We start from the raw sequence: 23,850 nt of genomic DNA, 5'->3' as shown, positions 1-23,850 counted from the left end.
AATAGGCATTTTTTTACGCTTCAGAAAATATAATAAACAGTTGTTCGTGAGCCATAAATTACCAATAATAAAGGTTGAAATTCCGTTAAGGGAATAGGCAATAGGCAATAGGCATTTTTTTACGCTTCAGAAAATATAATAAACAGTTGTTCGTGAGCCATAAATCACCAATAATAAAGGTTGAAATATTAAAATGTTGTCAGATATTAATCAACCAAAGATTAATATAGCAGTATTTTGGGAAAATAGTACAGGACTTACGGAGCAACCCTAGATATGGTACTTAAAACTATAACGTTATAGTTTTTTTACTCTATATATAGTACATTTGCGTAAGTCCTGTTAATAAAGGATAAATCTATAGCAATATCAAATCATTCCTGAAAAAAAATTGTAGGGATTTGGTTTCTCAATCCCTTGGCATTTTGGTTTGGAGACCAAACCCCTACGATCAACCTATTTAGGATTAATATACTTATATAAAATAGGAGTTTATATTAATAACAACCACCAAAATTTGTTTGTGAACAATAACAGAATACCATAAAATGATAGACCACGGTATTCTTATACCTGTTATTTAAAAGCTCAATTAACTCAGGAAGCTCATGTTAGAATGCAGTTACCAGTTACATTATCAACTTCTGAGCCAGAACCAAATATTGCTATAATAAAAATCGCGCCACAAGCTTATGGTAATTGTCATCCCAGTCCAAAGGAAATATTCTTTTTAATCGAAATTTCTGACATGACTTTAAAAATAGATAGGGAAGAAAAAACACTTATTGATGCCAGAGCAAATATTTTTGAATATTGGGTTTTAGATGTAAGTAATCGTCAAGCTTATATCTATTGTTATCCTACGCCAAAAGGTTATAAGTTAGAAACTATTTTATCAGATAATTAAGTAATTAATCCTTTGGTTTTTCCATCACTTTCTCTATGCTTTGCAGAAATGTTTTGGTCATAAAAAAATGGAATTTTTTAATAGTTAAAAATCGGCAATAAATATATTTTTAGGAAAAATGGATCCAATAATTAACAATTAATAATCACCTCTTTTTTGATAATAATAGGATTGGCTAAGAAGTTAAAATAGTGCTTGCCTAATTCATTTTTGTTGCCCTTGAGCTGACTACTAATTGGGCGCAGTATTTCGGAGGAAATGCTTACAAAGAATAAGCGATCGCTCTATCAAAATTATCGTTATATAGTATATCCTAAAATAGACAAAATGGTACAAACAAAAGATAGACTTACATGACAAGATTTTCTGGAACTTTTCCCAGGAGATGGAGATATTACTTATGAATTTATTGATGGAAAAGCTGTAGCTAAAATGTCACCCAAAAAATTTCATTCTCAACTAACTCGTGGATTATTATATTTAATTGATGAATGGTGTGAAGGAAAAGGAAAAGTTTATCCAGAATTAGCAGTTAAGTTAAGCAAAAAAAGGAAAAGATTAGATACCAGTACCAGATTTATTATATCTTGCTGCCGAACATTTTTCTGAAGATTGGGAAGAAGATTTTGCTTGTTCTGTACCGCCAGATTTAGTCATAGAAATTATTTCTCCTAGTCAAACATTTGGTCAACTTACGGCTAAAGCTAGAGATTATTTAGATGTAGGGGTATTAAGGGTCTCGATTATTGATAGTCAAGCTAGGAGTATTACAGTTTTTTTATCCAGATGCACCGCCACAAACTTATAGGGCTGCGCGTAGGGAACAGGTATGGAGGGAACAGGTATGGAGGGAACAGAAAGAATGAATCGCCGATAATATAAGGCTTTTATCTATTGGACAGCTCCTGCAATTTGTAAAGCGTGCCAGTGCACATTGGTATATATGGGAAATACTATCCTCATAGATTCTCTATTTGAGGGATTAGAATTAACTGCTGAACAAGTATTGCATAAAGTATTGCATAAAGCAGAAATACCAACTACATTTCCAGAAAATGTTTATACAATAAATAATGAATAAATTGATATCTGTTACCTACTTTTTGTAACAATAATTTACTAGCAGAATAATTGAGAAAACGACGATAATTCCAAGGAATATGCCCATGACTAAATAAAATAATTCGCAGCACCAATTTTTTGATTCCTGGCAAACTCAATATACCACCAATTAATCCACTAATAGCACCACCAATTAACCCTAATTGCCATTGCCAAATCAAAGTTAAAATAAACCCAAAAGCAAACCCCCAAAATAATACACTAATCAAACTAATTAAATTAGTTGTTAACTGATATGCCTGTAATTCACCATGATAATTTAACCAACTTGGCTGAAGTTTTTCTATTCTAAATTCCTGAAGATTTTCTGCCGCCATTCGTTTGGCTAACCATGACAACCATCGTCTTGTTTGTTCTGGTAGTGGTTCCTTACGTTTAGAATAAAATCTATAGTTATTTTCTACCCCTAACTGAGAACGAATATAAGCATTTAATAAGTATTTTTCTTTTTCCTGTTTAGAAGTAATTCTCATCCAAGCAGCCATCAAAATTTCTTCATAAGCTAAAGTCATCATGCTTAACATTAATGGTGTTTTAGCTAAATTTAATAACTCTGGTTCATCTTGAATATAACTCCAAAGTTCTCGACTTCTAGCCACCAATAAATAATCTTGAATCTGATTTGTTTTTAAAGGTTTTAATAAAACAGCAGCATTCACTCTAAACTTATTATAACAATTTTTATAAGCGGTAAAACTACTACAAATAACTAAGTGTTTTGGCTGAAAATCTACCGATAATTTATTAATTCCTTCTAAACAATATTCTGATAATTCTGTAGGTACTTGGTCGAAGCTATCTATTAAAGGTAATAGTAGCCGATTTTCTAGCCAATTTATCGTAACTTGATGAGGAATATTGTATTTAATATTAATTTGATTAACTAACCAATTTGAAATTTTCTGATGATGATTTTGCCATGTCGCCAGGTCTAATAATACTGGTATAGGTGTATTTGGATTTTTTTCCGCTCGAATTATAAGTTTTCTGGCTAATTCTAGTAAAGTTGTAGTCTTGCCACATCCAGAATTTCCTAATAAAAGTAATTTTCCTTTCATGCGGTCAAAAACTTGCATAATATTTACTTTCGCAGGGAGTTGAAAAATAGGTCGCTTTCCTACTTTTATTTCTATATCCCAAGAACGTTTTAATTGTTGGGATGGTTGCTCACGAAGCAGATTAATTATTACTGCATTATGTAGAGACTGCGATCGCAGTTCCATAACTTCTTTCTTAACTTTATCTAATAGTTTATTGCGATTTCTTTGCACCTTTATATCACTCTATTTTGATATGGCTTATTATTAATGGATAATGGATAATTAGAGTATTAGAGAGTCAGATAAAAAATTAGAGATATAAAAAATTATTTTATTATCAATAATCAATTATCAATTATCAATTAAATTATGTTGTAGTATTGAAGCATAAGGGTTTGGTCTCCAAGTCCCATTTTTGCTCTTGATAAATTAAGTAAAATTTATGTCATTCAATAAAATACAACTCATTATTGGAATAACTGGACTTGCTAGTGCTGCTTCTATAGCTTATTTCACAATTCAGTCTGGTTCCTCAGAACTTGTTAGTAATTATTTTTCGATAACAAGGCTGCACAACAACTCAGTTTTAGTTAGTCAAGAATCTAGTCCAGTTGTAATTACACCACCAACATCTGGCTGCAAAATTAGTATGGCCATAGTTTACGACCTTGACCCACCTCTGAATGTTCGTAGGAGTCCAGAAGTTCAACAAGGTAATATAGTTGGTGAACTTAACAATAATACCTATGTTTCTGTCGCAGATGAACAATCTGGTTGGCTACAAATTACTAATCCTGTTGAAGGTTGGGTTGCCAAGAACCGAACTCGTAATAGTTGTGCAATGGTAGATAAGACCATTACCTTCTCCCCAAAAAGCGACACAGCTATTGTTAGAGGTGAGATTATTGGTAGTGGAAGTCATAACTACCGAGTGAGGATGATTCAGGGTCAGACCCTAACTATCAAAAATTTAGGAGATGTCTTTCCCGCAATTATTAATCCTGATGGCCTACTGATCACCAGGGAACCTAATGTGGAAGGCAATGAAAGTGAATGGACAAGTATTATGCCTGTGGGTGGAGAATATACTTTACAATTAGATTCTTATCTGCGTGGATTTGAGTATGAATTTTTAGTGTTAATAGAAGGGAACGAGAATCTTTAATTTAAACTTCCAAGAAATTGTTAATTTTCTTCACTTTTTGTCGCTTAGTAAAAATAATTATTTGGGTGCATCTCAATTGTTAAGAAAGCCAAAATTTATCGCTTTTAAGAAACAGAAAACAGGGAACATAAATTACCTCAATTTTTAGTTTGAAAGAAATTTTATTCCCTTGACTAATTGACTTTTTTTGAGAGTATCACTACTTGTAAACCACTACCTAATTATTTACTCCTTCTGCTCCCTGCTTTCTGTCTTTTTACAACATTAAACCTTCCAAAGCTACAGCAACTACTTTATGATTTTCATCTTTGCTAAGATAATTCAAAGCTGCTTTTGCTTGAGGATCATCAAATTTACTTAACCCTTGAGCTGTTCGCCACCGAATATTCCAAAATTTAGAACTGACAAAAGCTAATAGTTGTTCCAAAGCATCCTTTTCTTTCTTAGTCCCCGCTAACGCACCTAAACCACTAATGGCAACTTCCCTTACTGTCATATCTTCACCAGCGATCGCGCACATACAAACGTCATATAAAGCTTCAGGAAATGGCATATCCATCAAAGGAGCAAGAATACTCCGACGCACCAACCAATTATCATCTTCGCGAAATTTTTCTACTAAAAAGGGAACTGCTTCTGCTCCAAATTTAGATAGGGAGTTTGCTGCTTCTGCTCGCACATTATAGTCTAGGTCATTTTTCATCATTTCTAGTAATATCCGGAAACCTTCAGGGGTGCGTTTATTACCTAATCCCATCGCTACGAATGAACGGACTAAAAATTCTGGGTCACGCTGTTTAGTTTTGAGAAGGGGAACTGCTATTTCACTTTCATATTTCCTTAACTCAGTCAGCCCTTTTAATCTTTCCTGAGAATCAGAGCTTTCTAAGTATACCTGAATTTGGTTAATCTCCATATTAAAATCTGCTTAATTTTATTTACGTTTCTTTACAAATACTAGCAACTAATCCCCAAGTCTGGGATGATTAATTTTGGCAAAATACCAAAATTAATTAAAAGTTATTATGTCTGAAACTTTAGAAGCGAATACTGCACAAACAACAACCCAAGAAATAGAAGAAGTAATCAAAGGATTAGAAGAATATCGGGAACGCATTATTAATGAAGTTCAAGAACACGCCAAGAAAGTAAAAATACCCAAGGCTAAAGTAAAGGCCAAATTAGAACAACATCCAGAATTGTCGAAAATTGATCAAGCTCTCAATAAGTTGAATTCTGCTATCCAACAACCTAAGGCTTAATTAGGGTTTTAGCGAGTAGGGAGTAGTTAAGAGTTACGAGAAGCGGGAAAGTGTGGAAAGTGTGGGAAGTGTGGGAAGGGTGGGAAGTGTGGGAAAAGAAAGACTTGATCAGCAAACCCTATTTAGGGCTTGCTGATTAAATATAAAAGCATTGACAGGTAAAGGTTTTAAGCTTTGCAGGTACTAATAAAGTACCAGCTTTTAGGTAATTTCGGTTGAAAAATCTAGGATTTTGGGCAAGATAGGGAAGAAAATCACTAGCTCCGATTATTCTGGCTACCTCTTCTATAAATTCTGATTCCTCCTGGATTCTGGGTTCTGGCTCCTCTCCTGACAAAAAGACTTTTACGGTTTCCGATCAATCAGCACACCCTATTTAGAGGTAGCTCTTAAAAATTAGGGCAAAGGTTCTTGAAATATTCTCTCTGTCATTACTTCCATGAAAAAACTTTTCTACTATTGGTATCTCTTGAGAATTAGAAGGATATTGAACAGCGATTGCCATTCCCAACACCCAGGAAAAGCCACTAGCTACCACCAGTAGTAATAATCTAAATATTAAGCATAGTATTAACAAATCTATTCCCGGAGACCTAAAATTAATCCGAGTAGTAGAAGATTTACTCACGGCCTTTTTATTAGTGACTTCAATTTGAATCCTACCTTAAAAACTGGTTTAGAGATAAGTGCTACTGGACTAACATACCTAAAAATGTAGCTTGCTGACCCGTAGTGGTATCATAATCAAACCCAATAAAACTTGACTATTGTTGAGTTACTTCTACGGAGAAGCAAGCTACATCTATTGTTGGGTTGAGGGACGAAACCCAACCTACTGAACTGTTTCATCTAAAATGGTGCATTAGGGAGTTGGGGAGTCGGGGAGTAAAAATTATTGCCCTTGTTTCGTCCCTCAACCCAACCTACTACTGGTTTTTTTCAGGACAGATAAATGATGAAAATATCAGTGCGATTTTTCGGGAATCCTGCATCTTGCTCGCGACGGCTATGACAGATAACATCATCTTTCATTATCCATTGTGGTTAATATTCACCAAGGTTCTACTTCTAGAAAACCTTGTGCACTGAAAAAAACCTTAAACTTAGCCGTGGACTGACTATTACCTCTACCAACTGCCTTTTGGTTCAGTAAATCTGGCAAAGGAGTTTTATCAACCCCATCAGCAGCAGCAGGATTTATTGGTTTGTAGCCAGTAATATAACCATCGCCAGTCATTGTTACACTATAAACTAAATCTGCGTTGATTTCTATAGTCCAAGACTCATCAATAGCATCATAAAGTAAACTTTGCAATCTTTCAATCTCTGCTGGATCTGTAATTTCCCTACTGGTAGTCAAAGATAACTCTGAATTTTCTTTTGTTTCTATCTGCTCAGAATCATCTATTATACCAGTTGATTCCCGAGAAGAGTCTAAACCTTCAGAAACGGGAACCGGGTTCAAACCAAGTTCTGGGGTATTTTTAGGAGATGTCTCTAGATTACCCACACTTTCATCTGATTGTGGTTGAGGTTCCTTCGGACGTTGTACTTCTGGAATAGGTACAAAGAATAAAGCCAACGCTGCTACTGCTAAACCCGACATTCCCACAGCAACTGGTAAAACTTTTTCGGCTATAGGTTCTCCTGACTTGGCTTTTCTTCGAGAAACAGGTTTTACTGCCAAAGAGAAGCCTGGTAAAGTCAGAGAGTCAGCAAAAAACTGGTCTATCGCCTCAACTAAATCAAATAACTGAACTGTAGTTAAATCAATAGTTCTTCCGGGTTTTTGCTCGGCCATATTCCCCCTAGAAACATTACCATCAAAGATAGTTAATCTGTGGAGATTAGCATCTATTCTATGTAACTCTAGTAACTCTTGTTTTCCACTATGGTGTCTAGGGGAAGATATACCACTGAGAAATTCCTGAGCATAGCTACTAACTTGTCTGACCAAACTTTCAAAAAAATCTTGTCCCCCAGTTAATGGTGACTCTTGGCCATAAATATGACATTCAGCACTCATTAATATAGATAATACTTTGCCTGGATTTAAGTTGGTTCCTTCAGTATCACTTAAGCCTTGCAAAATCAATTTGCAGTTAGGTAAACTGTACTGACGTTGAATTGGCATTACATTTATTCTCCATATAATTTGAAACCTGTAAGGTGTATAACGTTTTACGGAAGTAAATATCCTATTACTTATAGAACTTACACAAAAACCGGATTTCTTTGCCGAAATTTTGTGATTTAAACCTGAATATCAGGGCAATAAACCTGGTTTCTTGGTTGCTTTGCTTAAGTCCTGATTTAGTTAATAAATAAGTTGAATAGAATCTGTTAATAAAATGCTTTGGGGATACTCCTGAAAATTATTCACAAAAGTGCCGTCTGATTCTAGTAATTGAGTATGGTCTGGTAGAGATATTTTAAGATTAGGTTGATTGATACTGAAAGTGCTGTCTGATTCTGATAATTTGTATGATCTGGCAGAGATATTTTAATATTAGATGGGTTGTTAGTGATAGTCATTTTACTTAGTCAATAATTAACTTAAATTTAGTCAAAAAAATGCTTGATTTTTTAATAATAGCAACCCTCAACAATTTTCAGGTCAATGAACTAAATAAAAAAAAATAATAACTCAATAGGAACGTTCGATGCAACGTTTCTACGCTAGTTTACCACAATGAAAAAAACTGTAGGAATTTGATTTCCAACTTTCAATTTCTGTTATTATCTAAATAATTTATTGTGGCATATTTAGTCGCGATCGCAATATTCATTTCAGATAAAATTCGTAAAAACTGATAATTATTAACTGTTAACTAAAATTGTTTGGCCAAAGATTTTAATCCTTGGCTGAAAGCTAAGGTCATCTTCTATTTGTGTAGTGGCAGGTCTCTCAGGGGAGCTGACAGTCTTAACGACAAGCTAACTAGACCGGCCCCCCTGTAGTGGCAGGTCTCTCAGGGGAGCTGACAGTCTTAACGACAAGCTAACTAGACCGACCCCCCTGTAGTGGCGGGTCTCTCAGGGGAGTTGACAGTCTTAACGACAAGCTAACTAGACCGGCCCCCCTGTAGTGGCGGGTCTCTCAGGGGAGTTGACAGTCTTAACGACTAACTAGATTGGCCCTCCTGTAGTGGCGGGCCTCTCAGGGAAGTTGACAGTCTTAACAACTAACTAGATTGGCCCTCCTGTAGTGGCGGGCCTCTCAGGGAAGTTGACAGTCTTAACGACTAACTAGATTGGCCTCGTCTCCCTTACTATTGAAACCGGGTTTCTTTAAGAAACCCGGTTTCTGGAGATAGATTGCTGCTGCTGACAAAACTGATAACCGATAACTGAAATTATGGTCTATGACTGCGACGAATTTCTGTAATTTGGTCTGCCATCTGCAAAATTTCTTCAGGCATATTTGGTCCTGTTAAAATTACATCTACATGACGAGGACGCTTGTCTAGAAAATCTAACACTTCAGTCTCAGGAATTAAACCAAAATTAATTGCTAAACTTAATTCATCAAGAACTACTAACTCATATTTTCCTTCAGATACCACTGCCTGAGTATAGCGCCACAAATCAAGTAGTAAATTTTTCTCACTTTCATCTATATCCGACCCATCAATACAACCAGGAAAACCGCAGCGAACCCAGTCGAGATTTTGCCCTAATTGTACTGGTTGATTATACCCCTGATGAATACCCCCTTTCAGAAATTGTACAATTAATACTGACTTACCTTGGCCAGCTATTCTCAAGGCTTGGGCCATAACATCAGTAAAAAAATTACGTTGACCACTTGTGAATACCTGTACTAAACCAGGAACAGTATAAGGTAAGTCACTGAGAACGTTGAGAGAAGGGGTTTGTAATTGTGCGACCATGAAATTAAAGTTTAAAAATATATTATGCTGAATATACTGATTTTTCCAACTATAATATCTAAGCTGGACTGAAAGTTTGCCTTAGACAATATCAATATATAGTGCTTTTTTTGATTATACGATAAATTTAACACTATATATATGTCCAAGTTTGAGGAAGTAGAGTGTGGAGAACATTAATAAAAACGGACTTTTTCCCCAAACCTCTTTGGGATTACTATACAAAATACATAAATATAGAAACGTTTATTGTACATTGTCGTGAGATTAATAATTTTAGGTGGTCCAGGTGCTGGTAAAGGAACTCAAGCAAATTTACTATGTCAGAACCTACAAATTCCTTTGATATCTATTGGCGATCTACTCAGAGAAGCGATCGCTAATCAAGCAAAATTAGGTCAAGTGGTACAACCTTATGTAGAAAAGGGAGACTTAGTGCCAGACCCAACCATGATTAAGTTTGTACGTCAACAACTTTTAGAGTCTGATGTTAATTATGGTTGGTTAATGGATGGTTATCCCAGAACAGCTTTCCAAGCAGAGGAACTACATTTTTTACTAGATGATTTGGGACAAAAATTAGATTGGGCAATTTATTTAAAAGTGTCTGAGGCAGAATTGATGAATCGGTGTAAGGAGCGATCGCGTACTGACGATGACCCAGAAATTGTACAGCGTCGGATAGATTTATTTTATGAGCGTACTATCCCAATTTTGGAATATTATGAATATCGACAAAAATTACTTACTATTAATGGAGATGAAACAATAACCCAAATTCAAAAAGAAATATCAGAGAAAATTAGTTCTCAATAATTAAAAATTATCTCTCAATATTCAATTTTTAGATTATCGAAACTTTACCAATTAATAATTAATCTTCAGCACAGGGTAGAAAGAATCTCTCCAACCCCCCTTTGAAATAGAGGCAGAAGGAAAAGAATTAGGTGAGAAGTTACACAGTTTTCCATAAACTAATTATTCCGATTCTATAATTAGATAGAAAAAAGAAATAATATTTCCCCACTTGGTTCAATTCTTTCGGCTTTAACCAGAGGTAATTATTAATTATTCATTATTAATTAAAAATATTATGTCTTGGCAACGTCCCGATGGTAGAACATCAAACCAATTACGACCTATTAGTTTTGAATTAGATTACACTAAATTTGCCACCAGTTCTGTTTTAACCAAGTGTGGCGACACAAAGGTACTTTGCACTGTCACCACTCAACCAGGAGTACCGAAATTTTTAGCAGATACAGGTCAAGGTTGGTTGACCGCAGAATATAGAATGTTACCTGGGGCAACTCCCCAACGTCAACAACGAGAATTTATGAAACTGTCTGGTCGAACTCAAGAAATTCAAAGGTTGATTGGACGTAGTTTGAGAGCTTCTCTGGATATGAATTTATTAGGGGAACGGACTATAATAGTTGATGCTGATGTTTTGCAAGCAGATGCAGGTACTCGCACTACTTCTATTACTGGGGGGTTTGTGGCAATGGCAAATGCTATTAACAAATTAATAGATCGGGGAGAGTTAGATCGATCGCCTATTTTGCATCAAGTTGCTGCTGTATCAGTGGGGTTATTGGAAGGGGAAACTTATTTAGATTTGAACTACCCAGAAGATGTAGCAGCAGAAATTGATTTTAATGTGGTGATGAATGACAAACCTGCTTTAATTGAAGTTCAGGGAACAGCAGAAGCAGGTAGTTTTAGTCGTACTCAACTGAATCAAATTTTAGACTTAGCAGAAACAGGAATTAAAGAATTATTTGTTGCTCAACGTCAAGTTATTTCTTAGATTAGGGAGTAGAGAGTAGGGAGTAGAGAGTAGAGAGTATAGGAAAAAAAGAAGTTACACAGGAGAAACCCGGTTTCTGGTTTCTCGTCTGAGCTGTTCCCTGTTCTCTATTCCCTACTCCCTACCCTAACTAAAATAATGAGGTACAAACATACTCAAATCTTGAGTTACAATTTCCCTATCTTCCCTTATACAAATACCAGCAGCTTCCCCACCAATAACCCAAGCACCAACTACAGGATAATAACCATCAAAATTCGGCAACAGTGGTTTACCGTTCAGGAAATCCGCTATAAGCGATCGCTATTAGCAGATGGAAAAAGTAGAAAACAAGACCAGAAAGGTAAAGACAATATTTCTTTTAGGACTAAATTTTGGTGAAATAGTTAAAATATCCAAGATTTATAGGACTTACGCATCAACGCTATTTGTAGGGTGCGTTTCGCTACGCGACATGAAAAGCGTATCTCGTAACGCACCAATAACCCATTTATAGTTCCCTTGCGTAAGTCCTGATTTAGCTAAAATCAAATAGCAAGTTTTGACCAAAAAATAAGGTCTCAAACTTCTGACTTCAGTAGTCGGTACTGATAACTGTACGGACTTTGCATGCAACGTCCCTACTGATAACTGAAATGGAGGAAATTCAAAATTTATACTCGACCTTTAGCACGACTAATTGAACAATTACAACTATTGCCTGGTGTTGGTCCGAAAACAGCACAGCGTTTGGCATTATATATTATTAAACGTCCCGAAGAAGAAATTAAAGCTTTAGCTCAAGCTTTAGTTGATGCCAAGAGAAAAGTAGGTTTATGTCAGAAATGTTTCCATTTATCTGCTGAACCTATTTGTGAAATTTGTCGCAACCCTCAACGAGACCAAGAAACTATTTGTGTTGTCTGTGATTCCCGCGATCTAATTGCTTTGGAAAAAACACGGGAATACAAAGCTTTATATCATGTTCTGGGAGGAGTTATTTCACCGATGGATGGTATTGGTCCTGAACAGTTGAGTATTCAACCCTTGGTACGGCGAGTCAGTCAAGGGAATATTCAGGAAGTGATTATTGCTATTAGTCCCAGTGTGGAAGGAGAGACAACTACTTTATATATTGGTCAGTTGTTGAGACCTTTTACAAAAGTGACACGCATTGCTTTTGGTTTGCCTATGGGAGGAGATTTGGAATATGCGGATGAAGTGACATTAGCGCGTGCGTTGGAGGGGAGGCGGGAATTAGATTAGATAGGAAGTCAGAAGTTACAGAATTTTGTTTACGAAGTATGGCAGTGGGAACATCTTGCTGCCGTACCGAACATTCCTTCGTTTCCGTTGACCATGAGGTATACCTGTCGCGGGCAAGATTCCCGCAGTTGGCCTAATTTTACTATTCGTTATTTACTGAGGAAGCGATCGCGCTCGTTCAAACAAGGTAAAACTAAACCTTTAAACTTGGAAGTTCAGTGTAAAATAGTATAAATAAAAAAATAGTTATACAATTAATAAATCATATTAAAATTGTCAGGAAAATATCAAGAATGTCACTATTAGAAATTGAAAAAAAATGTGGTCAGAAAAATCTACAAAATTTTCGCTTGGCTAAAATTGATAGTATTCAGATTAATAATAATTCCTGGGAAAGTATAGAAATAACTAATGAAACTGAAGTTGGTTTTAAGTTTGATATAGATGCTAAAAAAGGATGAAAAGTTTATATATAATTTGTAACTATAACTATAGGATTATTCCTAACTTTTGAATTGACTGAGGAAGCAATTTGATGCTACCCTCAAAATTGCTTCCTTCGACTATATTTCAGTCACAATGACATACAATAAATTTCTGACTTTTGAATGCATGAATTTTGAATGCATGATATTGCCTGAGGAAGCAATTTGATGCTACCCTCAAAATTGCTTCCTTCGACTATATTCCAGTCACAATCACATACAATAAATTTCTTAACTTTTGAATGCATGACTTTTGAATGCATGAATTTTATTCCCCATGTCTTTTTTGATGCCATTGCCAAGCATGAGCAACAATATCTTTAACTTCTGGATATTTCGGACACCAACCTAATATTTTCCTTACTTTCTCACTACTTCCTACCAAAATAGGTGCATCTCCAGGACGGCGATCGCGCTCCTCTACCTTAAACTCTTTACCAGTAACTTTCTTCACAGTCTCGATCACTTCTCTTACTGAAAACCCATTACCATTACCCAAATTAAAGAAATCACTCTTACCACCATTCAATAAATATTCTAATCCCAAAACATGAGCATCTGCTAAATCACACACATGAATATAATCGCGAATACAAGTACCATCAGGAGTATCATAATCTGTACCAAAAATTGATATAGAATCTCGCTTACCCAATGCTGCAAACAACACCAGTGGAATTAAATGAGTTTCTGGGTTATGATCTTCTCCAGTAAAACCATTAGGATGCGCTCCCGCTGCATTAAAATAACGGAAACAAACTGACTTAAAATCATAAGCAACCTCAAAATCTGTCAATATTTGCTCTACCATCCGCTTACTTGTACCATAAGGATTGATTGGATGTTTGGGATGGTCTTCAGGAATAGGACTTGTTTTCGGTTCCCCGTAGATAGCAGCAGTTGAAGAGAAAACAAACTTTTTGACATTTGCTTTCAGCATCGCTTCTAACAATGTTAATGTACCAAGCACATTATTGCGATAATATTTTAGGGGGTCTTTGACTGATTCCCCAACAAAAATATATGCAGCAAAGTGCATTACCGCTGCAATATTGTGAGTAGCAAAAATTTTATCTAATAAGAGGCGATCGCTCGTATCCCCAACAATCATTTTTACATTCAGGACATTTTCAACAATATCTTGATGTCCATAGACGAGGTTATCTAAAATTAGTACATCATAACCTGCTTTTTGTAAAGCCTGAACTGCATGGGAACCGATATATCCTGCTCCTCCACTTACTAAAATAGTTGGCTTGGTTTGTGACACTTTTTGAGTTTCCTTGTAACTATTAATTTATGCTTGAAATCAATCGAAGTTATATATAGCAATCCTACTAAATAGCTTCTCATATTTTACCGTAGGGGTTTGGTCTCCAAATTCCTTATTTGTTTGGGTTTGGAGACCAAACCCCTACAGTTTCTTTTTCGACAAAAACAAAATCTAATTACTATAAAAATCCTATATTTGTTTTTTCTAAAATCTTATTGCTTTTTAATAATAAGCAATAGGTAAAACTTTTAGAGTTTATTTCTAGTTTTTGAATTATTAAAACCTAATTTAGGATTGCTATACCTAAATTTTCAGTAAATATTCAGCTAGTTTTTCCAGGGAAATGGGTCCGCATTCAGGAAAAACACCTCAACTTTAAGCAAGATGTTTAAATGAATATAGAGTTGAAATTTGGCTTTTATAGTCAAATTTAATTTTGAATAAAAAAGCTTTTATCAACAACAAAAAGGAATAGCTAATACCTAATAGTTTTTGGCGCAGCATTCCACAAGAAATGCTGAAAATATGTTACGATATAAACTTGATATTTTGCTAGTTTTTCTAATTAAAAAATAACCAATAATTACTGATATTTATTGATCAGCTTACATCAGCAAAAGCTAACAAATCAAAAAGTATTTGTCAACCTTTTACTAAAGTCAAGTACCATAGCAGGAAATATAGCAATCGAAGCAAAGGTTAGGACCTTTTTACATTCTGTTTGCGGAGCATTTCCCTATACGAAAAACCTTTTGATATTCTCCTGTTCCCTCTCTTGGTCGATTAGATATAGTTAGGGAACCCATCCATCTCACCCTACGGGAAGCTCCGCTGACGACCGCTGTTCCCTGTTCCCTATTCCCTAACACATAGGGCTATATCTTTAAAATTTTAGTTTCTCGTGGTAAATGCTATAGAAAACCAAAAAATCAAGCGTACAGATCCAGCTACTATCCTATTAATTTCTCCATATCTACAAAAGTTAGCTAGATTGCTATTTTGTACTTATCTAGAAACCCACCCTGACCAAGTTATACTTCCTCATGGTGTAGCTATTAGTCCCATAAGTTATAGAACTACTTTAATTTTTTCCCACCAACCAATCTTATTACCGGGAGAATTGTTCCTTTCCATAGAACTAATCGAATCTAAAATCTATTAACCTCAATATGGACTTACTAATCACAGGGCCTATTACTCTAATCATCCTTGCCCTGGGAGCATCCATCGGCAGCTTTCTCAACGTTGTCATATATCGGATACCCACAGGATTATCTATATTTTGGCCTCCATCTCGCTGTCCCAAATGTTATAGTCGATTAAAACCAACAGAAAATGTCCCTATATTCGGTTGGTTATCCTTGGGAGGACGTTGTGGGCATTGTCGAAATCCCATTTCTATCCGCTATCCAGTAGTAGAATTAATCACAGCCTTACTATTTTTAGTTGTTTTCTGGAAATTTGGAATTAGTATTTCCACCCTAGGCTATTGGGCTTTTTTTAGTTGGCTACTAGCTTTATCTATTATTGACCTCGACACTATGACCTTGCCTAATCCTCTAACTCAATCAGGATTAATCTTTGGTTTAGCTTTTCAATTGCTTACCACATTAGAGACAAATTTTCAAGTAATTAATTTATCTAATCATCTAATGATAGGTATTATTGGAGCCGTAGTTGGTCTATGGCTGTTTGACTTAATCTCCATATTTGGCTCCATAGTTTTTGGACAAACAGTTATGGGGGGAGGGGATGCTAAACTAGCAGCCATGATCGGAAGTTGGTTGGGTTGGAAATATTTATTATTAGCTTGTTTTCTGGCTTGTGGTATGGGAGCATTTGTAGGTGGAACAGCGATCGCCCTAGGTTGGCTAAATCGACGACAACCAATGCCATTTGGACCATTTTTAGCAATGGGGGCTAGTTTAACAGTTATTTGGGGTAGCGATATATTATCCGCTTACTTTAGTTTATTTTTTCCAAGATAACGATAGGCTAAATTAACGATTATCAAACTAAACTTTTCTAACGATAAAAAAAATCCTATTCCCTTAACATTAATCTTTAATCTAAATAGCTGTAGAATACAAAATTTAACAAAAATTTTAACCACCTAATAAATAATTCAAAAATATATTAATTAATGTCTCTATTTGATTGGTTTGCAAATCGCCGAAAATCAGCCCAAAACTCTCCACAAAGACCTGAAAGAGAAATTGCTGATGGACTTTGGCTTAAATGTGAAGCTTGTGGCGCTCTAACTTATACAAAAGATCTCCAAGCAAATCAAATGGTTTGCCTGGAATGTGGACATCATATACCAGTATCCAGCGAAGAGAGGATTCAGCAGTTAATAGATGGTAACACCTGGATGCCAATTAACAACACAATTAAAGCAACAGACCCTCTAAAATTCTGTGACCGCAAAGCATACAGCGATCGCCTTCAAGAATATCGAAGCAAAACTGGACTTCTAGATGCTGTACAAACAGGTATCGGTAACATGGAAACTGAACCTGTGGCCTTGGGAGTAATGGATTTCCGATTTATGGGAGGTAGTATGGGTTCAGTTGTGGGAGAAAAACTAACTCGATTAATTGAAAAGGCCACTCAAGAAAGTTTACCTGTAGTAATTGTTTGTGCTTCCGGTGGAGCGAGAATGCAAGAGGGTATGTTAAGTCTGATGCAAATGGCCAAAATATCTGGTGCCCTAGAACAGCATCGGGAAGCTAAACTGCTGTATATTCCAGTTTTAACTCATCCCACTACAGGTGGTGTAACGGCAAGTTTTGCCATGCTGGGAGATATTATTATTGCTGAACCAAAGGCAACAATAGGTTTCGCTGGACGACGAGTTATTGAACAAACTGTCCGAGAAAAGCTACCTGAGAACTTTCAGACCTCTGAATATCTCTTGGAACATGGTTTTGTAGACGTTATTGTACCTCGTACCCAATTAAAGAAAACTCTGGTTCAGTTAATTCGTCTCCATAAACCGTTATCTGTTACATCTATTTCTCCTAAGTTATTAGAAGCTGGACCCCATTGCCATTTACCCTATAAGACAGAGCAACACAATCTCTCGACAAACGAGAATAACATTCAAGTTACACCTCAGAATTAAAGTTCTGATTGTAGAAGACCTAAAAAGTTTTGCTCTTCACTACTCCCAACTCCCAACTCCCTAATTATTGAAAAAAATTTTATGGGTTTTGCTGATATATCAATCCAAGAAATAGCAGAGGACTTTAATGTCCATATAAATGAAGTCCTTCGTCTTTGTGACCAAATGAAGATATCTTATAAAAATTCTCAAACTCGTTTGGCCTTAGAGGATGCCAAGGCAATTATGTCTCATCTATTGGCCCAACAACTAAAGTCAGATTCCAAATAGAGAAGTCTAAACACTTGACTAATTGACAACTGAACACTGATAAATAAAAATTAGATAAAACTTTAGTAAACCTGAAGTTCAGTTAATGAACATACATAAGTTGGTTAATTAATTTACCAGTTTTAAGGAGAAGAAACTTGAAAAAATTTTTCATAGCTATAGTTGCCATATTATTCCTGACGTTTCAAACGTTCATCAATAGTGCCACTGCTGCTACACTAACTGATAATGATCGGACTTTACCTCTGAATGAGGATGGTCAAGAAGTTGTACTTACTATTAAGGAGTTCATCAGAGGCAAACAGGTATTTAATAATGTTTGTTCTCAGTGTCATGTGGGAGGAATTACCAAAACTAATCCTGATGTTGGCCTTGGTCCAGAAGCTTTAGCTTTGGCCTATCCACCACGAGATAACATAGAAGGTCTCATAGACTACATGATCAACCCTACTACTTATGATGGATTTACCGAAATATCCGAACTACACCCAAGTATCAAGAGTGCAGATATTTACCCAGAAATGAGAAATCTTACTGAGGATGATTTATATGCGATCGCTGGTTACATTCTCGTACAACCAAAAGTTCTTGGTAAACAGTGGGGCGGCGGTAAAATCTTCCGTTAAAATTCTGTTTCTTTAAGAAATATTGATTGATGATTTTAGGTTATTAGTTTTTTGATGGGAGACCAAAAAATTTGATTTGGTTTCCTCTTCATTAAACCCTAATCTAAAATCATTTATTTTAAGCATTTAGCAGTCAGCATTTTCTGCGGAATGCTGCGCAAACAGCGCTCAGCTATTTATTTATTTTAGTTTAACGCAAAGAAACCGGGTTTCTGAGTTCACCCTACTCCCTACTCCCTACTCCCTACTTCCTACTCCCTACTTCCTACTTCCTACTTCCTAAAAAGTAGTTAACAAAAGTAATAAAAGTATTATGTTAAAAAAATCACTATTGATTCGTTTTCTACTAATAATATTAATTATTATTCAAGTAATAATTGTTGATATAAGACCAGCTCAAGCTGCTGTAGATTCTTATGTTAGAAGATATTTAGATGCAGAAATACCAGTAGAAATTAAATTAAATGAACAAGGTGAAACTAAGAAATTTTCTGCTGAAGATTTATCTGAAGGTAAACAAATGTTTGCTAAAAATTGTTTAAATTGTCATGTAGGAGGAGCAAATTTAGTTAATCCTTCAGTACATCTATCTCTGGAAAAACTAAAAGGAGCAACACCACCACGAGATAATATAAATAACTTAGTTACTTTTTTCAGACAACCAATGATATATGATGGCAGCAACTATAGCATTTTCTGTCGTGAAGTTACTGAAAATTGGATGTCTCAAGAGCTAGTAGAAAAAATGGCTGCATTTATTTTAAGATCTGCGCAAAAAGCTCCTGCTTGGGGACCAGGAGAGGTTGACCAGTAAAGCTAATCTGCCAAGAATTAAAATCCGTGGGTTTTAGTTTAAGTTATCTTTAGATGACTTTTGCTTTGAGCCAAGAAATTTATTTCTTGGCGGGTTTGGCAGATAACTACTTTTTTTCAGTACCCATTATTAATTATTAATGATTAATTGTAGCTCCTATCCTAGGTCTAGGTGAATTAGCAATCTGTGGTTCAGAAAAATCCAAATCATTCAATGGTTCCAATGAAAACTCTACAGAAATATCAGCCCCATTAACCACAACTCCCAAAAACTTAGGACCAGACTTGCTAGACTCATCCTCTTCATCATTTGTTAACTGGTCTATGACTTCAGTTAATACACCAGAGAGAGTATAGTGTGGTCGAGTCACAATAATCATCCCATCAGTATATGGCTCTAGAATAAAAGCATCATTATTCTGAGTCAAACAAGGAGCATCTACAATCACAAAGTCAAAACGATGTCGTGACTCTAGAAGTAGCCTTCGCATTTCACTAGATTCAATGATACCACCCGGTTGTTTCATAGTACCAGGATTAGGCACCACATAGAGATTTTCTATTTCTGGTACTTGTCGAATACAATCATTAGTATCCCCGTAATAACGAAGTGGTTCAGCATAGCTATGGGGATGAGGAACAATTTTCAGAAAGTGAGCTTTTGATGGAGACCTTAAGTCTCCTTCGATAAGTAATGTTCGTCTACCAGCTCGTGCAGCAGCGATCGCCAAATTATAAGCACAAAATGTTTTCCCTTCTCCTTTGGCTCCACTACTGAAAAGCAAAACTTTTGGAGAGCCATTTCCCTGACGTTGTAGATTTGTCCGTAACTTTTCATAAAATTCTAGATAAGGTGAATTTCGCTCCATTAACAAAGGCATTTCTTCTAACTCCATATCTAAGTCAAAAAGCATCACATCAGGTAACAAACCCAATAACGGTACATCTTTTTCCTTCAGAGCTGCCTTAATTTCTTCCCAAGAATAGAACTTACCAGAAAGCATTCCCAGAACAAAAATTAAACCTCCACCCAGAGCTAGACCCGCAAGTCCTCCTACTGCCATCATTAAAGGCATACTTTTTTCTTCTTTCACACCTTTCTTAGCAATACCAGCTTTATTAGAAATAGCTAAACTGCTAGCTATCTCAGCTTCTGCTGCTTCAGCATCTTCTAAAATAGATCGCATTTTATCAAGACGAGACTTTTTCACAGCAACTTCTCCTTGCAACTGAGTTAATTCTAATTGCTTATTAGGAATATTTTTATACTCAGTTTCTAATTTCTGCTCAGTTTCAATTGTTGTTATTAGTTGTCTTTGCAACTGCTCCTTCTCAGTTGTGAGGGCAATTAAGTTTTCTGCTAATTGTTGTCTAGTGGGGTCTAAAGCAGCATCAACTCGAATTTGCTCTACTTGTCTTAATGGCGCTGCAATACCATTACCTCCTAAAACTTCTGTAGCACGTTGTTGTAATTGTTTTTCTGCAACTTGTTTTTGTCTACGAAACTCAACTACAGGTGGATATTCTTCTGTAAAATCTAATAATAATTTATCTAACTCATTTTCGATTTGATACAACTGTACTCGAAGATTTGCGATAATCGGATCAGCAGCAAGTGCCCGCGCTACATAAGCTTGTTCTGCGGTTAACCCTAACTGTTGTTCTAAACTATTAATTTGAGCTTCCACCCCCTCTAACTGTAAATTAATCTGAGTTTGTTGTTGTCGGCTACCTTCAATTTGTCCTGGTAAAGCAGCAGCTCTTGCTGTTATCAACAGAGCTTCTTCTTCTCTTTCAAATTTCTGTAGTTCCTGTTCAGCTTTTCTCAATTCTGCAACTGCTTCAGGCATCCGTTTTTTTACTTCATCTATAATAGTTGTTTGATAAGTAGCATTAATTTTTCGACTTTGCTTAACTATTTCCTCCATCAGTGCATCTACTATTTCTATAGCTTTTTCTGCATCGGTATCATCGTAAGATAAGAGATATGTACCTTCTTTTGATTTTAAATTAGCCCCCCTAAGCTGTATGGGTTTTACCAACAACTTCTCTGCTACTACTTTTCTAACTTCATCATTAAGTAACATATCAGGGGTAACTGTTGCAGCCTTTTCTTGAATTGTACTACCAACATTGGAAAACAATATAGGAGGACTAACCGTTATCAAAGTACCTACAATTGTATGTTTTGCTTCAGGAACTGGCTGCATAGCAACTATTCCTGAAACACCTACTGCTAGTGCGCAAGTTGCTACTGCCACCCATTTGTATTGCCCTAAAGCAATTAAATAACGTTTAATAATTGGTATAGCCATAATCAGTTATCAGTAAAAAGTTAATTTAGTCATCTTAAAAATGACTTTAGCCATGAGCCAAGGATTTTAATCTTTGGCTTTTTCAGTTATCAGTTAAGCATAGGACTTACGCAAAGGAACTATATATGAAGTATCGGTGCGTTACGCTACGGCTAATGCACCCTACCAATAGCTTTTTCAGTTATCAGTTAAGGATTTAAACCGAATTTTAAATCCTTAACAACTTATTGCCTATTCCTATAGTTATTATATATTAATTGTTATTATCTAGGACTTACCCATGCGCAACGAAATTCTGTCATTGCGTTTCGCTACGCGACATCAAAAGCGCAGCTTTGCGATAGCAAGCGGCAGCGTTTCGCTCCGCGACATAAATGGGTCGCAGTCCGTCAGGATAACAATCTCAAACACCCAAAATTTGTTCCCAATGCGTAAGTCCTGATTATTGTTATTATTATCTCTTCCACCTGCGAAACCGAGAAACCCGATTTATCATAGATGTTTATTGTCAAAAACAATGATTTACTGTAGAAACCGAGTTTCTTTTCTGATTAATTGTTATTATTATTATTATTATTACCTCCACCTAAGAATATGTTAGAGGTATCTCGTTGTAAAGAACGTAAAAACAGCACAAGTTCCAAAGCAGTTCTCACAGGAAGTGTATATTTCTGAAATAAATAGGTAATTTGATTAATCCAAGTGCGGTCTATCACAACTATATCCTCATTCTGAAGTAAAATGTTTTGAGAACTATCCCCAAATATTGCTTCTTTCCCATTCAGTTCTCGCCTAATTATTTGCCCAGTTTCTTTGTCAAATCTAATTAAATTAATTTCTTTTAAATCTGCTGAATCTAGCGCTATACCATTAAGAATATCTATTAATCTACTACCATTTGGGAGATTAGTAGTCGCCAAACTATCATTAGGATGACTGAAAATACGAACAGTAATTTGTTGTTGACTCAAAGTTGATTTACTAACTAGCTCCCGGTCATAACCAAGTTCTGACCCCGGTTCTAATCTAGGTACAATCACAGCATCCCCATCCTTCAGAGGAATATTCGGCAAATCAGTAGAATTTCGCAATGGAGTGTATAAATCAATTGTTTCCTCAATCACACCACCATCAGCTAATGTCCGACGAACTAAAATTCTTCTTAGGTCAGCAGTTAAAGAAGCACCACCAGCAGCTAATAAAGCAGAAGATACCTGATTTGCTGGATAATAACCAGGTCGAGTTACTTCTCCATTCACAGTAACAATACCAGTAGCTACAGGTCCAGCTTGACTATAATTAGTCAGTAATTCTCTGTCTTTCTCTTCAGGTATAATGGAAATTTGAGAAGGTACAATCACCACATCCCCATCTTCTAAACGTAAATCAGGAGGAGAGCCACCTTCTTGTAGTGGAGTTAAAATATCTACTATCTGACTAACTACAGAGCCATTAGCTAAAGTTCGGCGCACTTCTACACTTCTTAAATCTGCTGTAAAAACTGTTCCTCCTGCTACCGATAGAGCATCTGAAATTTGATAATTTCCTCCTACTGGATAATAACCAGGTCTAGTAACTTCTCCAGCTATTGTGACTCGGACTGGACGTTGAACAACTAATGATATGGATACTTGTGGATTAATAATAAATTTACTAAGTTCAGAGGTAATTTTTATTATTGCTGCTGAGATAGTTAAATCTTGTAATAACAGAGTTCCTATCAAAGGCATTTGAATAGTACCTTCTGGACCAATAGTTGTTGCTGCATTTAGGTCAGGAAATCTTTGCACTTGAATTGAAAGTTGGTCTCCTGGTCCGAGTAAGTAACGTTTTAATCGTACATCTGGGTCTGAGTCAAAGTTAGGATTTAAGGGTGGAGAACCTATGGATGGAGGTCTTAAATTAGTTTGTGAAATAGTCTGTATATTATTGGGTAATTGGATTTGTCCATAAGCATTTTTAGGAAAAGTTAGCCCGGCTAAAGATAGAATTATTGCGCTAGAGTAAAAGTTGGCTAGGGATAGAGAAATTAATCTTCGAGAATAGTGGTTAATCATGAATTTTAATGAAGGAAGAGGGAAGAATTGGGAATTTAGAGTTTAGAACCCGGAACAAAAAAATAATCAGGGGCGGGTTTAGCAATACCAGTGATATTTTTTTAGACTTTTTAATAAATCATAATTTATAATTTAGAACCCGGAACAAAAAAATAATCAGGGGCGGGTTTAGCAATACCAGTGATATTTTTTTAGACTTTTTAATAAATCATAATTTATAATTTAGAAACCGGAACAGAAAAATAATTAGGGGCGGGTTTAGCAATACCAGTGAGATTTTTTTAGACTTTTTAATAAACCCGCCCCTACAACTTTTTTTGACAAATATTTCCATAAATTATCTATTATCAACTATTCATAATAAAAGTGCGGGTTTAGCAATACCAGTGAGATTTTTTTAGACTTTTTAATAAACCCGCCCCTACAACTTTTTTTGACAAATA

The 23,850-nt window shown here is 35.8% G+C and carries 23 protein-coding genes and 2 pseudogenes; 15 read left to right on the top strand and 10 right to left on the bottom strand.

Going from position 1 to position 23,850, the window contains the following annotated elements; translation table 11 throughout:
* Window positions 1-610 precede the first annotated feature (610 nt).
* The 3 genes and pseudogenes from VKJ25_RS03220 to VKJ25_RS03210 form a co-directional block, all read left to right on the top strand.
* Window positions 611-907 (top strand): annotated as a pseudogene (locus tag VKJ25_RS03220) (Uma2 family endonuclease); the annotation flags it as partial.
* A gap of 562 nt (window positions 908-1,469) precedes the next feature.
* Window positions 1,470-1,715, top strand: coding sequence for a Uma2 family endonuclease (locus VKJ25_RS03215; protein ID WP_324235184.1), 246 nt, complete (start codon window positions 1,470-1,472; stop codon window positions 1,713-1,715).
* Between the two features lie 135 nt (window positions 1,716-1,850).
* Window positions 1,851-1,988, top strand: coding sequence for a hypothetical protein (locus VKJ25_RS03210; protein WP_324235182.1), 138 nt, complete (start codon window positions 1,851-1,853; stop codon window positions 1,986-1,988).
* Here VKJ25_RS03210 and VKJ25_RS03205 read toward each other — a convergent pair.
* The gene (locus tag VKJ25_RS03205; RefSeq protein ID WP_324235181.1) at window positions 1,948-3,300 is read right to left on the bottom strand and encodes an NACHT domain-containing protein; all 1,353 of its coding nucleotides are present in this window, start codon (window positions 3,298-3,300) and stop codon (window positions 1,948-1,950) included. The two genes, VKJ25_RS03210 and VKJ25_RS03205, sit on opposite strands and share 41 nt — an antisense overlap.
* Window positions 3,301-3,511: 211 nt before the next feature.
* On the opposite strand from VKJ25_RS03205, the gene VKJ25_RS03200 reads away from it, so the two are divergent.
* Window positions 3,512-4,234 carry an SH3 domain-containing protein gene (locus VKJ25_RS03200; protein WP_324235180.1) on the top strand — a complete coding sequence of 241 codons (723 nt, stop codon included), beginning with the start codon at window positions 3,512-3,514 and terminating at the stop codon, window positions 4,232-4,234.
* Between the two features lie 256 nt (window positions 4,235-4,490).
* Here the strand turns inward: VKJ25_RS03200 and VKJ25_RS03195 are convergent, their stop codons facing one another.
* Entirely contained in the window at window positions 4,491-5,150 is a 660-nt protein-coding gene (locus tag VKJ25_RS03195) for a HEAT repeat domain-containing protein (RefSeq protein WP_324235179.1), read from the bottom strand.
* A gap of 109 nt (window positions 5,151-5,259) precedes the next feature.
* Between VKJ25_RS03195 and VKJ25_RS03190 the strand changes: the two genes are divergently transcribed.
* Window positions 5,260-5,496 carry an acetyltransferase gene (locus tag VKJ25_RS03190; RefSeq protein ID WP_324235178.1) on the top strand — a complete coding sequence of 79 codons (237 nt, stop codon included), beginning with the start codon at window positions 5,260-5,262 and terminating at the stop codon, window positions 5,494-5,496.
* Between the two features lie 376 nt (window positions 5,497-5,872).
* Here the strand turns inward: VKJ25_RS03190 and VKJ25_RS03185 are convergent, their stop codons facing one another.
* The 4 genes and pseudogenes from VKJ25_RS03185 to VKJ25_RS03170 all read right to left on the bottom strand — a co-directional run bounded on the left by VKJ25_RS03185 (window position 5,873) and on the right by VKJ25_RS03170 (window position 9,389).
* Window positions 5,873-6,124: a hypothetical protein gene (locus VKJ25_RS03185; protein WP_324235177.1), complete on the bottom strand. Its 252-nt coding sequence runs from the start codon at window positions 6,122-6,124 to the stop codon at window positions 5,873-5,875.
* A gap of 423 nt (window positions 6,125-6,547) precedes the next feature.
* Window positions 6,548-7,630 (bottom strand): DUF4335 domain-containing protein, encoded by a 1,083-nt coding sequence (locus tag VKJ25_RS03180; RefSeq protein ID WP_324235176.1) that lies wholly within the window; start codon window positions 7,628-7,630, stop codon window positions 6,548-6,550.
* A 195-nt stretch (window positions 7,631-7,825) separates the two neighbouring features.
* Window positions 7,826-7,948: pseudogene (locus tag VKJ25_RS03175) on the bottom strand (Uma2 family endonuclease); the annotation flags it as partial.
* Between the two features lie 904 nt (window positions 7,949-8,852).
* On the bottom strand, window positions 8,853-9,389 hold the full coding sequence (locus tag VKJ25_RS03170) for a P-loop NTPase family protein (protein ID WP_324235175.1): 537 nt from the start codon (window positions 9,387-9,389) through the stop codon (window positions 8,853-8,855).
* Between the two features lie 249 nt (window positions 9,390-9,638).
* Here VKJ25_RS03170 and VKJ25_RS03165 point away from each other — a divergent pair, with 249 nt between their 5' ends.
* On the top strand, window positions 9,639-10,205 hold the full coding sequence (locus VKJ25_RS03165; protein ID WP_324235174.1) for an adenylate kinase: 567 nt from the start codon (window positions 9,639-9,641) through the stop codon (window positions 10,203-10,205).
* A 277-nt stretch (window positions 10,206-10,482) separates the two neighbouring features.
* Window positions 10,483-11,199, top strand: coding sequence for a ribonuclease PH (rph, locus tag VKJ25_RS03160; protein ID WP_324235173.1), 717 nt, complete (start codon window positions 10,483-10,485; stop codon window positions 11,197-11,199).
* Between the two features lie 126 nt (window positions 11,200-11,325).
* Here the strand turns inward: rph and VKJ25_RS03155 are convergent, their stop codons facing one another.
* Window positions 11,326-11,463 carry a glutathionylspermidine synthase family protein gene (locus tag VKJ25_RS03155; RefSeq protein ID WP_324235172.1) on the bottom strand — a complete coding sequence of 46 codons (138 nt, stop codon included), beginning with the start codon at window positions 11,461-11,463 and terminating at the stop codon, window positions 11,326-11,328.
* A 387-nt stretch (window positions 11,464-11,850) separates the two neighbouring features.
* Here VKJ25_RS03155 and recR point away from each other — a divergent pair, with 387 nt between their 5' ends.
* Complete coding sequence (gene recR, locus VKJ25_RS03150) at window positions 11,851-12,444, top strand: recombination mediator RecR (protein WP_324235183.1); 594 nt, start codon at window positions 11,851-11,853, stop codon at window positions 12,442-12,444.
* Between the two features lie 293 nt (window positions 12,445-12,737).
* Window positions 12,738-12,905: a hypothetical protein gene (locus tag VKJ25_RS03145; protein WP_324235171.1), complete on the top strand. Its 168-nt coding sequence runs from the start codon at window positions 12,738-12,740 to the stop codon at window positions 12,903-12,905.
* Window positions 12,906-13,197: 292 nt separating this feature from the next.
* Here the strand turns inward: VKJ25_RS03145 and galE are convergent, their stop codons facing one another.
* Window positions 13,198-14,199, bottom strand: coding sequence for a UDP-glucose 4-epimerase GalE (gene galE, locus VKJ25_RS03140; RefSeq protein ID WP_324235170.1), 1,002 nt, complete (start codon window positions 14,197-14,199; stop codon window positions 13,198-13,200).
* Between the two features lie 904 nt (window positions 14,200-15,103).
* Here galE and VKJ25_RS03135 point away from each other — a divergent pair.
* The 6 genes from VKJ25_RS03135 (at window position 15,104) to psbV2 (ending at window position 19,036) form a co-directional block, all read left to right on the top strand.
* Window positions 15,104-15,364: a hypothetical protein gene (locus tag VKJ25_RS03135; RefSeq protein ID WP_324235169.1), complete on the top strand. Its 261-nt coding sequence runs from the start codon at window positions 15,104-15,106 to the stop codon at window positions 15,362-15,364.
* A 7-nt stretch (window positions 15,365-15,371) separates the two neighbouring features.
* Window positions 15,372-16,190 carry a prepilin peptidase gene (locus tag VKJ25_RS03130; RefSeq protein WP_324235168.1) on the top strand — a complete coding sequence of 273 codons (819 nt, stop codon included), beginning with the start codon at window positions 15,372-15,374 and terminating at the stop codon, window positions 16,188-16,190.
* A gap of 155 nt (window positions 16,191-16,345) precedes the next feature.
* On the top strand, window positions 16,346-17,326 hold the full coding sequence (gene accD / locus VKJ25_RS03125) for an acetyl-CoA carboxylase, carboxyltransferase subunit beta (protein ID WP_324235167.1): 981 nt from the start codon (window positions 16,346-16,348) through the stop codon (window positions 17,324-17,326).
* Window positions 17,327-17,407: 81 nt separating this feature from the next.
* Window positions 17,408-17,596: a translation initiation factor IF-2 gene (locus VKJ25_RS03120; protein ID WP_324235166.1), complete on the top strand. Its 189-nt coding sequence runs from the start codon at window positions 17,408-17,410 to the stop codon at window positions 17,594-17,596.
* A gap of 137 nt (window positions 17,597-17,733) precedes the next feature.
* On the top strand, window positions 17,734-18,222 hold the full coding sequence (gene psbV, locus VKJ25_RS03115; protein ID WP_324235165.1) for a photosystem II cytochrome c-550: 489 nt from the start codon (window positions 17,734-17,736) through the stop codon (window positions 18,220-18,222).
* Window positions 18,223-18,535: 313 nt separating this feature from the next.
* Window positions 18,536-19,036 (top strand): photosystem II cytochrome PsbV2, encoded by a 501-nt coding sequence (gene psbV2 / locus VKJ25_RS03110; protein WP_324235164.1) that lies wholly within the window; start codon window positions 18,536-18,538, stop codon window positions 19,034-19,036.
* A gap of 136 nt (window positions 19,037-19,172) precedes the next feature.
* Here psbV2 and VKJ25_RS03105 read toward each other — a convergent pair whose 3' ends face one another.
* Both VKJ25_RS03105 and VKJ25_RS03100 read right to left on the bottom strand, forming a co-directional pair.
* The gene (locus VKJ25_RS03105) at window positions 19,173-21,350 is read right to left on the bottom strand and encodes a GumC family protein (RefSeq protein WP_324235163.1); all 2,178 of its coding nucleotides are present in this window, start codon (window positions 21,348-21,350) and stop codon (window positions 19,173-19,175) included.
* A 551-nt stretch (window positions 21,351-21,901) separates the two neighbouring features.
* The gene (locus tag VKJ25_RS03100; protein WP_324235162.1) at window positions 21,902-23,407 is read right to left on the bottom strand and encodes a polysaccharide biosynthesis/export family protein; all 1,506 of its coding nucleotides are present in this window, start codon (window positions 23,405-23,407) and stop codon (window positions 21,902-21,904) included.
* Window positions 23,408-23,850 lie beyond the last annotated feature (443 nt).

Origin of the sequence: Okeania sp., from assembly GCF_035285525.1 — a bacterium.
Lineage (GTDB): Bacteria > Cyanobacteriota > Cyanobacteriia > Cyanobacteriales > Microcoleaceae > Trichodesmium.
Note: the sequence above shows the minus strand (reverse complement) of the source record. Positions and strands in the feature narration are given on the sequence as shown.